Here is a 17,823-nt window from a genome sequence, read left to right as displayed (position 1 = left end):
TAATTATAAAGTATAATTTTTATTAGATATAGATAATACTAAACTTTGCTCTTTATTTTTTTGAAAGTAATGATTTGAAAGCCGAAATCCTATCACTATCAAGCTCATTAACGTAATTTATTATCTCATCGTACGTATTAAAGCTAAGGTTGTCTGATTGGCTAACTTTATCCATTAAATCATGAAACCACGCTTTTCTCGGGTTTTGTTTATATAACGTACTCACAGCTCTTGACTCCATAACGATATTATCGCTTTTAATATAAGTATCCTGCCTAGCACCAATAGTTTTATATTCGTTAATTCTTTTTAACTGACCTAATTCTTTCTTATAATACTTATTTTTATCGAAACTGGCAAAAGTATCAATATCTTTTACTAAAAGTTCTATCATATTATTGATTATAGTTTTCAAATCACTTTTTAATACACTACACTCAGGCATTGTTATATACTTAGAGTATTCATAAAGCTCACTAAGCAATTTATATGCCTTTGTATCTTTTATAATTTCTATAGCTATCCCTTTAAGTTTATTAGCATTATTGTCTAACAAGTGTAAATTACAACTCTGTTTTAGAAACTCTGCCAAACTACATTTTAACCAAAAATGATTGTAATCTTTTGGAGCACTAACGTACCCATTAGTTACCAGCTGTTGTGGTCTAGTTTTTACAAAGAAAGTGTTGCCATACGTTTTGTAAATATCTTCAAGGTTTCTTGGCCTATCTTTCTCATAAATGAATTTCTCAGGGTCATTGATCATTTTCTTATGCAATTGAGATATCTTTACTGGAGTAAACTTATCAAGGTTCATTGTATCAACAAGCCCAATATTAACATAATAAGCTAAAATATTAAGAGCCCTAGTATAATTTCTATACGTATATTTTGTATCTGTACTCTCGCTATGTATAACTTCCAAAATCATATAGGGTATTTGGCTAATATATGTAATTATACCCAATAGCACATAATCATCTAACATTGGAAATACTTTCTTTATTTCTTTTAACTTATTTGGGTAATACTTTTTAGTGTTAGTAAATAGCTTACCTTTTATATTGACCGGTATCGTATCACTACTTAAGTTAAATTGAAATTCGGCACCTGAATCACTTTTAGCAACTGGTTTAATTTTTGAGTTAAGAGCTTGTTCATTTACCACGTCAAGATTATATCTGACATATTTACTAAAAAATTCCCTCAATCTATCTGTGAATCCTCTTACACTAACATCGTTTTTAGCATACTGCTTATGCCAAATTTTATGCTGCTGAATGTTTGGAGCATAACCAAATATTTCTTTATGTATCCAAATATAAACTAATACACATATATATAAAACTCTTTCTAAGTAGTCATCTTTCTTAATATACCTCGGCGAGGTTACATACTCCAAGGTGTTACCAGCATCAGTTTCTAACGCTTCTTGGAAATATTCTTTAGGTTCAAAAATTGCTACGACTTTATGATCTTTATAAAATTCAGCTGGAGAATTTTGTGCATATTCAGTAATGCATGCCAATTCAAACTCAAGTCCTGTAAAAATATGACCGGTGGAGGCTTTGATATGAGAGCCTATTAAATTATTTAGATTGTATTTAATATCTAATGATTTTCTGCGTGCACGCGGATAATCTTCCTGCAACATAATAAGCGGCCGACCTTCTTCTAATTTAGATAGAATTGGATTAGATAATGACTGTCTTCGAGTATGTTTTTTCATATCAATACTATTACCTAACTTAGACTGCTCTACTCTAATTTCATTAATCAATTGAGAATTTCTAGAAATTTGCGACTTTACTTCTTCTTTATTTACTGTTCTCTCATAGTCTTCATTTTGAGGCAAATATGCTATATATAAATCTCTAATATTTGGAAATCCTTTTATTGATTCTGATACATTTTTAAAACCAAGTTGGTTTAATAGAGGTAATATCCTCCCTCCTAAAGTTCCATGTTGTAAAAATTTAATATCAACATCTCCTGGTACCAAATCTCCTACTGTTATAAAATTCCAGTAGGCATCAACAGCACTAAGTTTTTCAATTTTTGAGGGGCTGCCAAACAAACCTCCTATTAAACCTCCTTTATAATTTAATCCCCCTTCCTAGTATTTTTATAATCTTCCAATGCATTAAATAAATCTTTAAATATTTTATCTTTCATAAATAAATAGTTTTTATTTAGAATAATAAAGCAATTTAAACAAAAAGTATACCAATATTTATATAATTAATATTAAATAAACACTTTAAACTATTTTAAATTTTCTGGACTGCAATCTAACATTTAACATGTTAATTTGAACTTACGCAGTTTGTTGAGAATATGAAAAACAAGTCAAATGTAAGTTTAATTGACAACTGTTCCTAAGCCACCTTCTTAAATTTAGAGAAAACTGGAACCAAGAATAAAAACAAACTAAAACCTGTAAAAGTAGCAAGTAACATATATATTGTAAAGGCTGTTATATTTGTCTTACTTAATATACCTACTAAATAAACTGAGAGTGCTGCACTACTTAACTGCATAGTTCCCATTAATCCAGAAGCATAACCTGATATTTTTTCAAAGCTACTAACAAGCCCTGCTGTTCCCAAAGGAAGTAAAAAACCATTACCAAATGTTAATATTGTAGCTGGCAATATTAAATCAACAGGAGTAAAGCTTACCCCATGGTTAAGTACAATAAACATTATTCCACCCAATCCAAAAAAGCCGTACCCTATAAAAATAGTCCGATCTATACACATAAACGATAGTAAACGCTTTGCTACTTGATTTCCAAATAAATAACTAAGTGATAGTGAAACGTAGAAAAAACTAATTTCTATAGCTGTATACTTAAAGTGGTGAAATAAAAAAGGCGATTCTGCTATGTAACCAAAATAAGTAATATATGCAAAGCATACTATCGATGTATAGGCCCAAAAGTTTTTACAAAAAAATAATTCTTTATAATAACCAAATATAATTTTAGGATGAATAGATACTCTATTCTCTCGAGATTTTGTTTCATGTAAAAATAAAATTATCATAAGGAATAAAATGCTCGAAAGTAGCACTACGAAAGCAAAAACAATCCTCCAATTTGCGATACTTCCTATTAACCCACCTATTACTGGAGATATAGCTGGAGACAGTCCAACTATTGGAAATATAACTGTAAAGATCTTTGCTGATTCTTGTTTGGTGTAAGTATCACCAACAACAGCTCTGCCTATAACCATACCTGAGCTTGCTCCTATAGCTTGTAGAAGCCTTGAAGCAATAAACATATTAATAGAAACCGATAACATACATAAAAATGTACCAATAACAAAAATTACCATGCCCATTAATATAATAGGTCTTCTACCATACCTATCACTTAATGGACCATAGATTAATTGTGATATAGCTAAGCCAAACAAATATACACTTAAAGTTAACTGTAACGAGTGTTGAGAAGTCTCAAAATAATTACCAATCTGTGGCAAAACAGGTATATAAATATCTGTTGCGATTAAGCCTATTGCACACATCAACCCTATAATAAACAAAAAAATTATATTATTTTTCATAACATTTTACCTTAAACTTTTAACAGTTGTAACGGGTTACTAAGAGTAATATCTTTAATCCGTTTTTTACTTAACTTCATACTCTCAAACCACTCTTTTGATTTTAGATACCAGTCAGCGATACTAGGTTGAGACTTTTGTCCAAAGTCTGAGCTATATATCACTCTTGGAACATTTTTTAAAACCTCCACCATATCATCCCACGATTGATATTTTAATGTATAGGTTAAAGCACACTGCTCAACCCATAAAAATCGATATTGGTCTAATAAAACCAATAGTTCTTTAGCTGTTAACCCAGTCATAGGGTTTGCTGGTTGATTGAGCATAAATTTATCAACTTTTAATTTTGCACACTCTTCTAACAATAACAAAATTTCATTTTTACTTGCATGACCACTTGTAACTACTATTGGATAGTCTTTACTCATCTTTAATATATCAATTACATCCTCTTTTAGTGTATTTTTAATGCAAATAGAGGATGGCTCTGATGCATACTTTTCAGCCCATTGATTACTATACGATCTAATTAACTTACTCTTATGTTGAGTTTTTCTTAAAGTAGGTAAATGGACAAGTATTCGTAACCTATCAGCATATGTATATTCCGATAAAGCATGTAAAATGGTTTTTCTACTTAACCCTCCAGCAATATTGTTTAAGACTATTGATGGTAGCACTGGTAAACCTTGAGTTCTTGCAATTTCAGCTGCCTGAACTGTTGATCCTAAATGGCTCTTTAGAATTACTGCTCCACCCAGATCTTGGTATTTTTTTCCAGCTGAAATTGAATTCTCTCTTCTTAAAAATAGATCTGGAGATGCATGGTAGTGTATATCAATAAAATTTATGTTCTGCATTTTATGAGTTCCATGGCTGCGCATAATTAAACTTAGATCTAGCCTCTGATAGACCCATTCCCAATTCTATAGCTTCTATGATTTTCTTTTCTGTTTCCTCTATACACCTTGCTCTTTTACAAACCTCTTTAATTTTATCCTTAGGTATAAAAAGGATTCCATTTTTATCACCAAAAACAAGATCTCCATGGCTAACTAAAACATCCCCAATTTTCACACAACACTTCTCGGCAACCTTTTTGACACGATTTTTCCCAGAAGCCATAAAGACATGACTACTATAAACTGGTAAGTTTGAGCTTTCTATTTCTTCTATATCTCTAACTGCACCGTAAATAATAGCTCCACCGATCTTTCTTAATGTCGAAACTCTAGTTAGTATCCCTCCCCATGTTGTACACCAATCTCTTGCCGCATTATCTATTAGTATTATTTCGTCTTCTGCTACATTATCAATATAATTGCCAGCATTTTGAAAGTCTTTATCCTCATCTAAAAGATCATATTTAACTGTGTAAGCAAAACCTATTAAAGTATTATTTGAGCTTCTTACACTAAACCCGGTAACTCGATCCTTAATACCTAAGCTATCTAAGGCGTCAGAAACTACTGATGTAGTTAGTTTAGAAAATTCATGTTTAACCTGCTCAAGCTTCATTTATTTTCTCCCAACATTTTTTTTAAAGATGATAAGATACTGTGACACACAAAATGTAACGCATATTTTTGAACTTCTGGACCTCTATAAGCAATTTTTAGTTTATTATAGTAATTTAGATTGTTAGACCTAGTATTACATTCAAGAATAGTCGAACCACTATAAGGAAGCTTTTTCTTAAATTCCTCTAAGCCTTTCATTTCTACATAAATAAGTTCTTCTGATTCGTCTGTTATGTCACTAATATATGGTGCAACTAGTTTCCCTAACTCTCCATCTGTCAGGTAGTCTATTATTTTTATATTCAATTTACTTTTACTTACAAAATCTAGTAATCTAGTTTTACTATCTCTTCCATCATTAGAAACTGTATATTTAGCTAAATGCCTATTAACTTTACTGATAATATTTTGTAATTGAAATTCTCTTGATACTGGAAAAGAAAGCTTTACATCAATATATGGGTAGCTCCACCTGTATGCAACCTCTACTTCAGATGCTAAAATTATTCTATCGATATCATCTGCTATATCTGCTTCAATAACTCCCAATAATTTCCATGTAAGACTTTTTCTCTCTATTAAAAACTTTTGTTCTTCTAAATATGGTATTACATATTTTTCAAACATTGGTTGATTTTCACTAGGAGGCCCAGGTAACATAAAAACGACCCTATTATTAATATTAATTTTGCATCCAGCTGCAGTGCCATTTGGGTTTTCTAGTATTTCTGAACTTTTTGTGTAATAGCTTTGACTTAATCTGACATTGTGTATAAAATAAGATGTCAAATTAAGGAAGAATAAAATGAATGCATCTCAAAAGATAATCAAACCCAAATTAGGTCTGTTAGAATTAGCAAAACAATTAGGTAATGTCAAGCAAGCTTGTAAAGTGATGGGTTACTCAAGAGACAGCTACTATCGCTTTAAAGAGTTATACGATAATGGTGGAGAATTAGCTTTACAAGAAATATCCCGTAAGAAGCCATTAGAGAAAAATAGAGTTGAGGCACATATTGAGCAAGCAGTAGTTAATATGGCTTATGAATATCCGGCGTATGGACAACATAGAGTATCAAATGAATTAGCAAAGCAAGGAATATTAGTCTCAGGAAGTGGAGTTAGATCTATTTGGCTTAGACATGACTTAGAGAATTTTAAGAAGCGATTAACAGCACTAGAGACCAAAGTAGCTCAAGATGGCTTTATACTTACAGAAGCTCAATTACAAGCTTTAGAAAAAGAAAAAGCTAAAAAGGTTGCTACTGGTGAGATTGAAACGCATCATCCAGGTTACTTAGGATCTCAAGATAGCTATGTAGGGTATATAAAAGGTATAGGTAAGATATATCAACAGACATTTGTAGATACGTATACTAGAGTAGGATTTGCTAAGTTATATACAGAAAAAAATGCAATAGTAGCTGCTGATATGCTTAATGATAAGGTATTACCATTCTTTGAGGAACATGGAATAGATCTATTAAGAGTATTAACAGATAGAGGCACGGAATATTGTGGAAAGCTGGAGAATCATTCCTACCAGATGTACTTAAGCATAGAAGACATTGACCATACTAAAACAAAAGCTAACTCCCCTCAAACTAATGGTATCTGTGAAAGATTTCATAAAACTATGAAAAATGAATGTTATGAGACAATGTTTAGAAAAAAGGTTTATTCAACGATTGAGGAGATTCAGCAAGATGTTGATATATGGCTGGATTATTACAATAACGATAGACCACATTCTGGTAAGCACTGTTATGGAAAAACGCCTATGAAAACTTTTATTGACTCAAAACCTTTGGCAAAAGAGAAAAATTTAGGTAATATGTTTGATAAATCTGACACTAGTTTAGAAATAAATTCAGTCTCAAATTAATTGGTGACTGTCAGATCAAGTTTGAGCTACTACACTTTTTGGGAAAAATGCTTGCTGCTTATTTACATCATGCACTGAAATATTAAATCTTTTAAACCTATCACAAACAAGTTTCCAACTTTTTTCATCAAAAACTAGCTCCTTACCAGTTGCACCTGCTACAGCATCTCTTGTCTTATCATCAGAAGTTGGACCTAATCCTCCTGTAATTATTACACAATCACTACTATTTAAACCAAACTCAATTGCTAACTTAATATCTCTTTGGTTATCAGAAACTAACTGATGTCCTTTGACACTACCTCCTAAAGAGGAGATCTTTTGTGAAAAATATTGCGCATTTGTATCTAGTCTATCGCCATTGACTAATTCAGAACCCGTGGAAATAATCGAAATAACTTTGCTACTTAGTGGAGAATCTACTAGATCAATTATCCTATGAGCCATCTCTTTAGTAGATGTAGTTCCTCCCATATCATAAGTTAAATATTTACTCTCTTTTATTACTTCTTTTATAGCTTTTTTAATTTTTTCTGATTGTAATGTATAATTATAGCTCTCTAATAACATAGCTATAGTCAAGAATATAGCGCAAGGATTTGCTATATTTTTTCCTGATAATCTAGGAGCACTTCCATGTACAGGCTCAAAATAGGCACCTTTATTACCATAATTACCACTTGGAGCAAAACCTAATCCTCCCATAACAGCTGCTCCAACATCTGAAAGGATGTCCCCAAACATATTTTCAGCAACTATTACACCAAAATTTTCTGGCCGACGCACTAGCCACAAGCCAACAGCATCAACATTTAAAATTTCAGCCTCTATATTTCTATAATCTGATGAAATCTTATCAAAAATAGTTTTCACAAAATGCGAACTATGTCGCATTACATTTGGTTTATCTGCCAAGGTAACTTTATTAAGACCATGCCTGCTTGCGTACTCAAAAGCAAATTTAAATATCCTTTCTAATCCGAATTTAGTTTGTAGTCTCAATGTAGCACAAGCCTCGTCAGAATTTATATTTTGCCACCTACTGTTACTAGACACTATAGACTTAATCTCATCAGGTAAATAACCATAATCGAACCCTGAATACAACCCTTCTGTGTTTTCTCTTATTACAGCTAAATTAAAATCTTTAGATCTATCATTTATATTAAATATAGGTCTGACATTAGCAAAAAGATCTAAGGTCTGTCTAAGTTGAATAACTGGAGAAATATACATAGGAGGATTATCAATTAAATAACTTGGGAGCTCTGATATTGCTTGTTTATATGGTTTACTTGTAATTGCCCCTAGCAACGTGGCGTCACATTCATTTATAATCTCCCATGTTTTTTGAGGAACAGGGTTACCTTCTTTTCTCCAACATTCCCAGCCTATTTCTCCATAAATAAAGTCAAAATCTAGCGATAATGCTCCAAACACAGGCATAGCTGCCGAAACCACCTCATGGCCCACCCCATCACCAGGTAATATAGCTATTTTTCTCAAAGAGTTACTCACAGCACCACTCCTTCATTGTTTTGTCTAATTCATTAAGCATAAAATCAAGGTTATCTTGAAATAGTCTCATACTTGCATTTGGTACAATTACCTGTTTATCTGCAGGCAATTTAACGTTATTTGGGGTTGCTAACTGAGATTTCTCTCCAATATATATCTTAGTATTTTTTGGCACTTTTTCTAAAATCGATAAGTTAGCTTGTAATATCAAATTAAACCCTAGTTGCATCCGTTCAATAGCTTCTTTTTCCTCTATTTCACTTAATTCATGCTCAATAACGTAATCATCCAAGTTAGCTGCTATTTTCTCTTTAGCTATCAATGCGTTAGTTAAGTCAGCTTTATTCAAATATACTAATATTTTACTTATCTTGGTTTTTAACCTTTCATCAGCAATGGATGGTGAAGAAAATAATATAACTTTTTTATCATCAAGGGTTCCATCATCAAATACGGTTTGAATAAGTGTTCCACCCAAAGCAAAACCCATGAAAATATCATACTCATTCTTATTTAACTTTAACCAACCTAAAAAATTATTTCTTGCTTGCTCTAATGAATCGCAACCATAACAAAAGGTTAAAGGATCTATTGCTTCAAACCTTAATTCTTGATTTAATAATTTATCAAATGGTTTCATGAGATAAACATGATCTTTCCATCTAGCTAATATAGGCCCTATGACAGCTACTTTTTTCATATATTTTCCTCTGCATAACTAAATTTAATTCTCTATATTTATTCTGAAAATTAGAGTAGTCATACCCTACAAGCGCCTTTCTTTGGTCAGCTGAGAAGTTTAATGCTGCAGCTATAATATCTGATGATGAAAATTCTAAATTTGATTTTTCTACATTCTCAGAAAAATAATCTGCCAGCTCTAGTATAGGTCCAAGATCATATTTAAATAACCCATGTTTCATTAAATATGCTATCCAATACTCTGTCTGTAAATTTCCTGGACCTTTACCCATACCCCTAATAGAAGTATCAAAATATGTTGCTCCGGCATCTAATGCTGATATTGAATTAGCAACTGCCAAATTGAGATCATTATGAGGATGAAATCCTATTTCTATATCTATGTTTTTAATTACACTACTAACAAGTTTAGATATTTGAGTAGGTAGCAAACTTCCATTAGAATCTGCTAAATATACCAACTCAACATTTTCTTTTTTTAACTTTTCTATAAAAAGTAAAATATCATTTATATTATGCTGACTTATACGAGTCAAATTAACACAATTTTTAATACCCAGATTATTGCTTTCTTTTATATACTCAATTGAATTCCCCGCGTTATCAATAGGAACACAACATCTTAAAAAATCAATCCCATTATCTTTCATCCTTTCTAATTCTGATATATCAACATTTCTAGGATGATACATCATTACCAGTTTAGCTAATTGAGACACTTCTCTTACTCGCTTAATATAATGATCACTTCCAAGTCCACATTTTCCTATGTTATTAATTTTCTTGAAAGATCCATTTCTATAGCCTACTCCTATATAATCTATCCCAGCTAGAGAAAGCTTTTTTACCACCATATTAATTAAGTTATCAGAAAAATTGAAATTAACTCTATATCCACCGTCTCTGAGAGTTACGTCAATAATCTTTATGTTTTTTATACCTTCCATTGTCCTTCCCCTTACACTTATACAATTTCTGGGTAATTTAGGTCTTATGGATATCTAAACTACAAGATTGTTTTGATCATCACTACTAATAATCTGAATGACCATGAAGCATTTATTGTTATAATGGTCTATTAATAGTTCATTTCCAATTTTTTTTACAGCACTTTAATTTTATAACTTAGTTATTTTTCTATTAAGTAAATGTCATAAGCTGGAATTAGATGGATGCTAAGAAGATAAAATATATAGTGCACGTATAGTAAATGAGCATTTTAAGGATACAATCTGAGAGCTAAAACCAATCAGGTTTATATTTTAAATATTTAGTTTTTTCATATAACCTATTTTTGTCAAAACCATTTTCTGAGTAATTCATCGGTAGAATTGTACGAGTAACATAATCTCTCAAATCATCGTAGGTAAGTTTTTCTTCACTTTTATCCAGTATATTTTTTAAATCAATAAATCTTTGGCTATTTAATAGACTTAATGCTTTATTTCCAGTCTTTGTCTGTATTGAATAAGAATAATTATTATCATCTTTTATCGTTCTTTCTGATAAGCATATGGCTAATATGTTTGATAGATGGCCCTCAATAATATTTAACTGAAAAGATTTACTAATATTTTGCTCATAAAAATGTTTATATTTAATCAGGTGATCTTTTTTTGTTTCAGATGAGAAATGATTCATCCAAAAGCTAGTTGCAGCTACAAGTTCTTTAACAAAAAAGTACATTAGATTTACTTGAATTCGTGGATACTTTAATGTAATAGTAGTATAGTTTAGGTCATTGAATCTACCCATTCGAGTATATGGTTTACTATCATAATTAGTATTTTCATTACTCATGTACCTACCTATTGATGATTGTCGCATTGAATCTTTGTAATCGGTTTGCGATAGAAATAAAGAGCTATTTAATATTTCATCCATAAGAGGAGAAAAAGCATCTAAAAAACGCTTTCTATACTCGTGGTCTTGATTATGTAGCTTGATTCCTCTTTTGTTATCATTTATCAATTTAGTTGTATCCTCTAAATAAACTAGTCCTTGTTTATCAAAGACCTTATTGATTGATGAGTGTAATCCTTTTCCTCTGGAAGAAATTTTATCTAAGATAGAATTATCAATTTTACAGCCTAGTTGGATCCAACTATCGAGGATCCATACATCATAAGGCTTATTGGCTATAGATGTTATCCAATTAATGAAGCTAACATTTTTATCCATCGAAAATTTGCTTAATGATTCATGTATATCTTTTGTATACTGCTCAGGATATAAAATATTAAAATGGTGAGTCCAGTCATTTATTCTTATAATATCACAACGATAATTATTCAGATTTGGAATATTTATAAGTTTAAATAAGGTTAATATTACTTTTGATTGTTCTGTACAATCCCCTACTCCGCATAATAAACTTGAGAGAGCTGATAATTCCTTACATATGCTTAATGGTGTATTTGGAGAGCACGAAGGAGCATTAATTTGCATTTGAGTCAAATGGATTGGATTATCATTATTTTCTATTAGAAAAAACGGTAAGTTTGTAGAATATGGAATAAACTTACGAACTTTACAAACAATAATATTACATAATTCACTTAATTCTTTTTCTGATAATGACATTTGCTTTCAACTCCTTTTTTAATTAATTTTTTATAAATAATTATTGGATCTACTTCATCAAATACTTCTAGAGTACTTAACTTCTGGTTTTGTTACAATTATCAGAAATTCTTACGTCTTATCAAAATTACTGCCGTCCTTAGGAAAGTAACAGCTTTTTAAGAAAATTTACTTAAGTGTGATTGTAAATTTTAAGTGATGTATAGCTTTTACAAAAAAAATAATTATTAATTTGTTTCTATACTAAGCTTCTTATTTTGGAATTATTGCTTTTTCAAATAGTGTTCTATTTTTTCTTTTGAGGCGGAAGGTCTGTAGCTGTACCTTCAAAAACTTCTGTAGCCATCATTAAACTTTCAGAGAGTGTTGGATGTGGATGAACCGTAAGAGCGATATCTTCAGCGTCACAACCCATTTCAATAGCTAAAGCTGCTTCTGAAATAAGCTCACCGGCATTAGTACCAACGATAGAGGCTCCAATAATTCTATGGTTCTCATCAAATAGCACTTTTGTCATACCTTCTGATCTACCAATACTTAATGATCTACCACTAGCAGCCCAAGGAAATACTCCTTTTTCATATTTGATACCTTTTGCTTTAGCAGAAGTTTCCGTTTCACCAACCCAAGCAACTTCTGGATCAGTGTAAGCAACCGCTGGAATTACTAGAGGATCAAAGCTATGGTTTAAGCCAGAAATAACTTCAGCAGCAGTTCTTCCTTCTGGCACAGCTTTATGAGCAAGCATAGGCTGGCCAACTATATCACCAATAGCAAAGATGTGCGGCACATTAGTGCGAAGCTGTTTATCTACTGGGATAAATCCTCTTTCATCAACTTTTATACCAGCTTTTTCAGCGTCAATTAACTTACCATTTGGCTTACGACCAATAGCCATAAGAACTCTATCGTAACGCTCTTCTTTTGCTGGATGATCACCTTGCATAGTTACATAGATACCATCTTTACGCGCATCCATAGCTGTAACACCAGTTTTTAGACGAACTTCATAACGCTTATTCATTTTTTCATAAGCTTTTACTATGTCTTTATCCACACCATTCATCAGCTGATCAGCAAATTCAACTACTGTAATCTTAGTACCAAGTTCAGAATACACTTGAGCCATCTCTAGACCAATAATTCCACCACCAACAACAAGCATAGTTTCTGGAATTTCTTTCATCTCAAGAGCACCTGTTGAGTCGATAATTCTCTCATCTTTTGGCACAAATGGTAGATTAATCACACTAGAACCAGCTGCTATAATACAATTATCAAAAGCGATTTTAGTAACTTTACCATCAGCTGCTTCTACAGCAAGCTCTTTATCAGATGTAAATTTACCGTAACCTTGTACGATCTTAACTTTTCTCATAGCAGCCATGCCTTTTAGGCCACCAGTAAGCTTACTAACAACGTCATTCTTATACTTAAGAATTTTATCTTTGTTGATTTTCATATCACCCATTTCGATGATACCATCAGCTGCTAAATGTCTAGCTTCATTGATAACTTTTGCAATATGTAACAATGCTTTTGATGGAATACAGCCAACATTTAAACAAACACCACCAATGTTTTCATATCTTTCTACTAAAGTAACCTCTAGTCCTAGATCAGCTGCTCTAAAAGCTGCACTATATCCGCCAGGACCACTACCTAACACTACCACCTGTGTTTTAATATTACTCATTTTTTTAAAACTCCGCTTACATTATGATTTCACGTAAATCAGATAATATCTGACAATATCTAGTTAAAAACTTCGCAGCCAACGCACCATCTATAACTCTATGATCTGCTGACATAGATAAAGGCAACATAGTTCTAGGAATAAACTCTTTACCATTCCAAACTGGTTTAACAGCAGTTTTTGAAACACCCATAATAGCCACTTCTGGCATATTAATAATTGGTGTAAATGCTGTAGTACCTAATACTCCGATACTTGAGATAGTAAATGTAGCACCAGCCATATCTTTTGCACCTAATTTACCATCACGAGCTTTGCCAGCTAATTCCATAATATCTTTTGATATTTCAATGATACCTTTTTTATCAGCATCTTTAATTACTGGAACCATTAGACCAGCTGGCGTGTCTGCAGCAAAGCCAATATTATAGTATTTTTTAAGGATTAAATTTTCACCATCATTTGAAAGCGAGCTGTTCATTCTTGGAAACTCTTGCAATGCTACAGCTGCTGCTTTAACCAAGAATGATAAAGGAGTAATTTTTATACCTTTTTTCTCAGCAAATGCTTTTTTAAAACTTCTAAATTCTTCAAGGTCCGTAATGTCAGCATCATCATAGAATGTTACATGAGGAATCTTAACCCAGTTTCTGTATAAGTTTTTAGCACTAATTTTATTAATTCTTGATAGCGGCTGAGTTTCAATCTCACCAAATTTAGCAAAATCTACTACCGGATCGTCTAAAAGATCTAAACCACTACCACTAGCAGCCACTTTGCCAATCTGCACTTGTGTAACAGCATTTTTGATATAGTTGTAACAATCCTCTTTTGTAACTCGACCTTTACGACCTGTAGCTTTTACTTTGTTTAAGTCTACATTTAAAATCCGAGCTAACTTTCTAACAGCTGGTGAAGCATGGGCATTTGAGTTATCTACTTCATATTCATTTACTGAACTGGCTGTAGCTTGAGATGATTTTGTCTCTTGTTGTTTTTTAGAAGCTTCTTGTTTAGCAGGAGTAGGTTGTGAGCTAGCTTGTACTGGAGCTGAACCTTGCGTTTTAACTTTAAGTATTAAACTACCTTGAGAAACCTTATCGCCAACCTTTGTGATAACTTCTACAACTTCACCAGCTACTGGAGATGGAACCTCCATACTAGCTTTATCTGTTTCTAGCGTAATTAAAGAATCTTCCTCTTGAACTTTATCACCAACTTTTACAGATACTTCAATAACATCAACACTATCATAGTCACCAATATCTGGTACTTCTACATCTATAATTTCTAAAGATGCTTGAGATGCATCAGGTTGTGGCTTAGACGCTTCACCAGAAGCAGCTCGTGTAGATTCATGTTGTTCTTCTTGCTTTGACTCTTGAGTCTTTTGCTCACCTGCAACTTCTATTTCCATAATCGCAGAACCTTGTGAAACTTTATCACCAACTTTCACAGTTAACTTAACAATTTTACCGGCTACTGGTGAAGGCACTTCCATACTAGCTTTATCTGTTTCTAATGTAATCAAAGAATCTTCTTCAGCAATAATATCGCCTTCAGCCACATTTACTTCAATTACATCTACACTATCATAATCCCCAATATCAGGGACTTTAACTATCTCTATAGACATTAATATCTCCTTACCAATTAGCTGTATAATGGAGCTACACGCTCTGGATCTATATTATATTTTTTAATAGCTTCTTTTACTTGGCTTGCTTTAATTTTGCCTTCTAAAGATAAAGCATAAAGTGCAGCTACTACTACATGGTATCTATCTACTTCAAAGAAACTTCTTAAAGCTGCTCGAGTATCTGATCTACCAAAACCATCTGTGCCTAAGTTAACGAATGTATGAGGAATAAATTCTCTTAACTGATCAGTATACAACTTAATATAGTCAGTAGATGCTATCACAGGACCTTGCTCATTTTTAAAGCATTTTTCTATATAGCTTTCTTTTTTCTTACTTGTTGGATGAAGCATATTTGTTCTAGCTGTATCTTTAGCTTCTCTATAAAGCTCATTAGCACTAGTCATACTCCAAATATTTGAGCTAATATCATACTCATCTTTAAGCATCTTAGCTGCAGCTTCAACTTCTCTTAGAATAGAACCAGAACCCATTAATTGAACATGGTTTTTAGCAGGCTTATTATCTTCTAACTTATATAAACCTTTGATAATACCATCCTCACAACCTTCTGGCATAGCTCTATGAGAATAATTTTCATTCATAACTGTGATGTAATAATAAACTTTATCACCATCAACATACATTCTCTTCATCCCTTCATGCAATATAACAGCAAGCTCATAAGCGTAAGTTGGATCATAAGACACACAGTTTGGTATTAAACCAGCTTGGATATGGCTATGTCCATCCTCATGTTGTAAACCTTCACCATTTAAAGTTGTGCGCCCTGATGTACCACCTATAACAAAACCTTTTGCCATAGAATCACCAGCTGCCCATGCCAAATCTCCAAATCTTTGGAAACCAAACATAGAATAGTAAATCATAAATGGAATCATTGGCACCTTATGAACACTATAAGAAGTTGCTGCGGCTATCCATGAGCAAAAACCTCCCTGCTCATTAATACCTTCTTGTAAAATTTGACCATCTACAGATTCTTTGTAGAACATAACTTGTTGTTTATCTTCTGGAACGTACTGTTGACCTTTAGGATTATAAATGCCTAGCTGTCTAAACAAACCTTCCATACCAAAAGTACGTGATTCATCAACTGTAATTGGTACAAGATACTTACCTAATTTTTTATCTTTTGCTAACGTTGACAAAATTCTTACAAAAGCTGTAGTAGTTGAAAACTCTCTATCGCCACTATCATCTAAAAGATTTTTAGCAAAATCTGTGTAGTGAGGTATTTCTAATGCTTGGTTGTTCTCAAGCCTAGCAGGTATATAACCACCTAAGTCTTTTCTCTTAGAATGAAGATATTTCATTTCAGGAGAATTTTCATCTAACTTTATAAGTCTATAGTTTTCAACATCTTCTTTTGTAGCAGGAACATCAAATCTATTTCTAATATAATCTAACGCTTCTGTATCAAGCTTTTTAACGTTATGAGCGATATTTTTTGACTCTCCGGATTCACCTAAACCATAACCTTTAACAGTCATAGGTAAAATAAGGGTCGGACGCCCATTTGCATTTTCAGTAGCTTTTTTGTAAGCGGCATAGATTTTAAGTGGATCATGGCCCCCACGGCGAAGTGCTGCTAAATCAGCATCTGACATATCTTTAGCTAGAGCTTCTAAGTCTTCATCACCACTAAATACCACTTTGCGGCACTCTGCTCCACCATGAGCTTTGATAGTATGAAACTGACCATCATTTAGTGAGTTTAATCTTTCTTGTAATTTCTTACCTGCTTTTGGATCATTTAATAATCTATCCCAATCACTACTCCACAGTACTTTGATAACGTTCCAGCCTGCACCCATAAACACATCTGCAAGCTCTTCTACAATGTTACCATTACCATTTACAAGTCCATCTAATCTTTGAAGATTACAGTTAACTACAAATATAAGGTTATCTAGACCTTCACGACCTGCTCTAGTGATAGAACCAATTGACTCTGGCTCATCCATCTCACCGTCACCACAAAAAGCCCAAACTCTACGATCAGAAGTTTTAGCTAAGCCTCTTGCTTCTAGATACTTCATAAATCTAGCCTGATAAATAGCCTGTAGTGGACCTAGTCCCATAGAAACTGTAGGAAACTGCCAATATGTAGGTTGTAAATAAGGATGTGGATAAGAAGATACAGCATTCTCACCATTAAAAGCTTGTTTTCTAAAGTTATCTAATTGCTCAGATGAAATTCTGCCCTCTAGGAAAGAGCGAGCATAAACAATTGGAGAAAGATGGCCTTGATAGAAAATCAAATCACCTGCATGATTTTCATTTGGAGCTTTCCAGAAGTGGTTAAAACCGACTTCATACAAAGTCATAGCACCAGCACCAGTACCTATATGACCACCAATTGAGCCATCTTTTTTATTAGCATGTGCTACGATAACAGTAGAGTTCCATCTATTTACTGCTTCAATTTTCTTTTCTAACTCTATATTACCAGGATAACTAGGCTGATTACTAACATCTATAGAGTTAATGTATTTTTTTACTTTAGCTGTTGCATAAGCACTCTCTACACCAAGCTCAGCTCCTTTAGCTAGAAGCTGGTCAAATAAAAACTTAGCTCTATCAACACCTTCTCTTTTAACCACATCTTCAAAAGCTTCAAGCCATTCTTGAGTTTCTAAAACATCAATATCTTTAGTGAAATCCGACATCAGTTTCCTCCG

13 protein-coding genes are annotated in these 17,823 nt (G+C 32.7%); 1 reads left to right on the top strand and 12 read right to left on the bottom strand.

Annotated features, from left to right (window positions below; genetic code table 11):
* Positions 1-52: 52 nt before the first annotated feature.
* The 5 genes from FRA_RS01440 to FRA_RS01420 all read right to left on the bottom strand — a co-directional run bounded on the left by FRA_RS01440 (position 53) and on the right by FRA_RS01420 (position 5,755).
* A complete protein-coding gene (locus FRA_RS01440; protein ID WP_035721139.1) occupies positions 53-2,077 on the bottom strand; it encodes a hypothetical protein in 2,025 nt (674 codons plus the stop codon).
* A gap of 301 nt (positions 2,078-2,378) precedes the next feature.
* Entirely contained in the window at positions 2,379-3,572 is a 1,194-nt protein-coding gene (locus tag FRA_RS01435) for a multidrug effflux MFS transporter (protein WP_051686799.1), read from the bottom strand.
* An 11-nt stretch (positions 3,573-3,583) separates the two neighbouring features.
* Entirely contained in the window at positions 3,584-4,435 is an 852-nt protein-coding gene (locus FRA_RS01430) for a DUF6282 family protein (RefSeq protein ID WP_035721135.1), read from the bottom strand.
* A 1-nt stretch (position 4,436) separates the two neighbouring features.
* Positions 4,437-5,093: an RraA family protein gene (locus tag FRA_RS01425; RefSeq protein ID WP_035721132.1), complete on the bottom strand. Its 657-nt coding sequence runs from the start codon at positions 5,091-5,093 to the stop codon at positions 4,437-4,439.
* Positions 5,090-5,755: a hypothetical protein gene (locus FRA_RS01420; protein ID WP_464110829.1), complete on the bottom strand. Its 666-nt coding sequence runs from the start codon at positions 5,753-5,755 to the stop codon at positions 5,090-5,092. The genes FRA_RS01425 and FRA_RS01420 overlap by 4 nt, the downstream gene beginning before the upstream one ends.
* Positions 5,756-5,900: 145 nt before the next feature.
* Between FRA_RS01420 and FRA_RS01415 the strand changes: the two genes are divergently transcribed.
* Positions 5,901-6,980 (top strand): IS481-like element ISFw3 family transposase, encoded by a 1,080-nt coding sequence (locus FRA_RS01415; protein ID WP_035718769.1) that lies wholly within the window; start codon positions 5,901-5,903, stop codon positions 6,978-6,980.
* A gap of 15 nt (positions 6,981-6,995) precedes the next feature.
* Here FRA_RS01415 and FRA_RS01410 read toward each other — a convergent pair whose 3' ends face one another.
* The 7 genes from FRA_RS01410 to aceE form a co-directional block, all read right to left on the bottom strand.
* Positions 6,996-8,498, bottom strand: a complete 1,503-nt coding sequence (locus tag FRA_RS01410) for an isocitrate/isopropylmalate family dehydrogenase (protein WP_051686798.1) — start codon at positions 8,496-8,498, stop codon at positions 6,996-6,998.
* Positions 8,491-9,198, bottom strand: coding sequence for a hypothetical protein (locus FRA_RS01405; protein ID WP_035721118.1), 708 nt, complete (start codon positions 9,196-9,198; stop codon positions 8,491-8,493). The genes FRA_RS01410 and FRA_RS01405 overlap by 8 nt, the downstream gene beginning before the upstream one ends.
* Positions 9,161-10,147 carry a beta/alpha barrel domain-containing protein gene (locus FRA_RS01400; protein WP_051686797.1) on the bottom strand — a complete coding sequence of 329 codons (987 nt, stop codon included), beginning with the start codon at positions 10,145-10,147 and terminating at the stop codon, positions 9,161-9,163. The genes FRA_RS01405 and FRA_RS01400 overlap by 38 nt, the downstream gene beginning before the upstream one ends.
* A 292-nt stretch (positions 10,148-10,439) precedes the next feature.
* Positions 10,440-11,783: a hypothetical protein gene (locus FRA_RS01395; RefSeq protein ID WP_035721116.1), complete on the bottom strand. Its 1,344-nt coding sequence runs from the start codon at positions 11,781-11,783 to the stop codon at positions 10,440-10,442.
* A gap of 286 nt (positions 11,784-12,069) precedes the next feature.
* A complete protein-coding gene (gene lpdA, locus FRA_RS01390; protein ID WP_035721114.1) occupies positions 12,070-13,479 on the bottom strand; it encodes a dihydrolipoyl dehydrogenase in 1,410 nt (469 codons plus the stop codon).
* Between the two features lie 16 nt (positions 13,480-13,495).
* Complete coding sequence (gene aceF, locus FRA_RS01385; RefSeq protein ID WP_035721111.1) at positions 13,496-15,115, bottom strand: pyruvate dehydrogenase complex dihydrolipoyllysine-residue acetyltransferase; 1,620 nt, start codon at positions 15,113-15,115, stop codon at positions 13,496-13,498.
* 17 nt (positions 15,116-15,132) lie between these two features.
* A complete protein-coding gene (aceE, locus tag FRA_RS01380) occupies positions 15,133-17,811 on the bottom strand; it encodes a pyruvate dehydrogenase (acetyl-transferring), homodimeric type (protein WP_035721108.1) in 2,679 nt (892 codons plus the stop codon).
* Between the last annotated feature and the right edge of the window lie 12 nt (positions 17,812-17,823).

This window comes from Allofrancisella heilbronnii, from assembly GCF_000710735.2.
GTDB classification, from domain to species: domain Bacteria; phylum Pseudomonadota; class Gammaproteobacteria; order Francisellales; family Francisellaceae; genus Francisella; species Francisella frigidaquae.
This window is presented reverse-complemented; position numbering and strand designations above follow the sequence as displayed.

Coding starts and splice junctions, on each gene's coding strand:
- FRA_RS01435 (WP_051686799.1), bottom strand. CDS start 3,572: ATGAAAAATAATATAATTTTTTTGTTTATTATAGGGTTGATGTGTGCA.
- FRA_RS01430 (WP_035721135.1), bottom strand. CDS start 4,435: ATGCAGAACATAAATTTTATTGATATACACTACCATGCATCTCCAGAT.
- FRA_RS01425 (WP_035721132.1), bottom strand. CDS start 5,093: ATGAAGCTTGAGCAGGTTAAACATGAATTTTCTAAACTAACTACATCA.
- FRA_RS01420 (WP_464110829.1), bottom strand. CDS start 5,755: ATGTTACCTGGGCCTCCTAGTGAAAATCAACCAATGTTTGAAAAATAT.
- FRA_RS01415 (WP_035718769.1), top strand. CDS start 5,901: ATGAATGCATCTCAAAAGATAATCAAACCCAAATTAGGTCTGTTAGAA.
- FRA_RS01405 (WP_035721118.1), bottom strand. CDS start 9,198: ATGAAAAAAGTAGCTGTCATAGGGCCTATATTAGCTAGATGGAAAGAT.
- FRA_RS01400 (WP_051686797.1), bottom strand. CDS start 10,147: ATGGAAGGTATAAAAAACATAAAGATTATTGACGTAACTCTCAGAGAC.
- FRA_RS01395 (WP_035721116.1), bottom strand. CDS start 11,783: ATGTCATTATCAGAAAAAGAATTAAGTGAATTATGTAATATTATTGTT.
- lpdA (WP_035721114.1), bottom strand. CDS start 13,479: ATGAGTAATATTAAAACACAGGTGGTAGTGTTAGGTAGTGGTCCTGGC.
- aceF (WP_035721111.1), bottom strand. CDS start 15,115: ATGTCTATAGAGATAGTTAAAGTCCCTGATATTGGGGATTATGATAGT.
- aceE (WP_035721108.1), bottom strand. CDS start 17,811: ATGTCGGATTTCACTAAAGATATTGATGTTTTAGAAACTCAAGAATGG.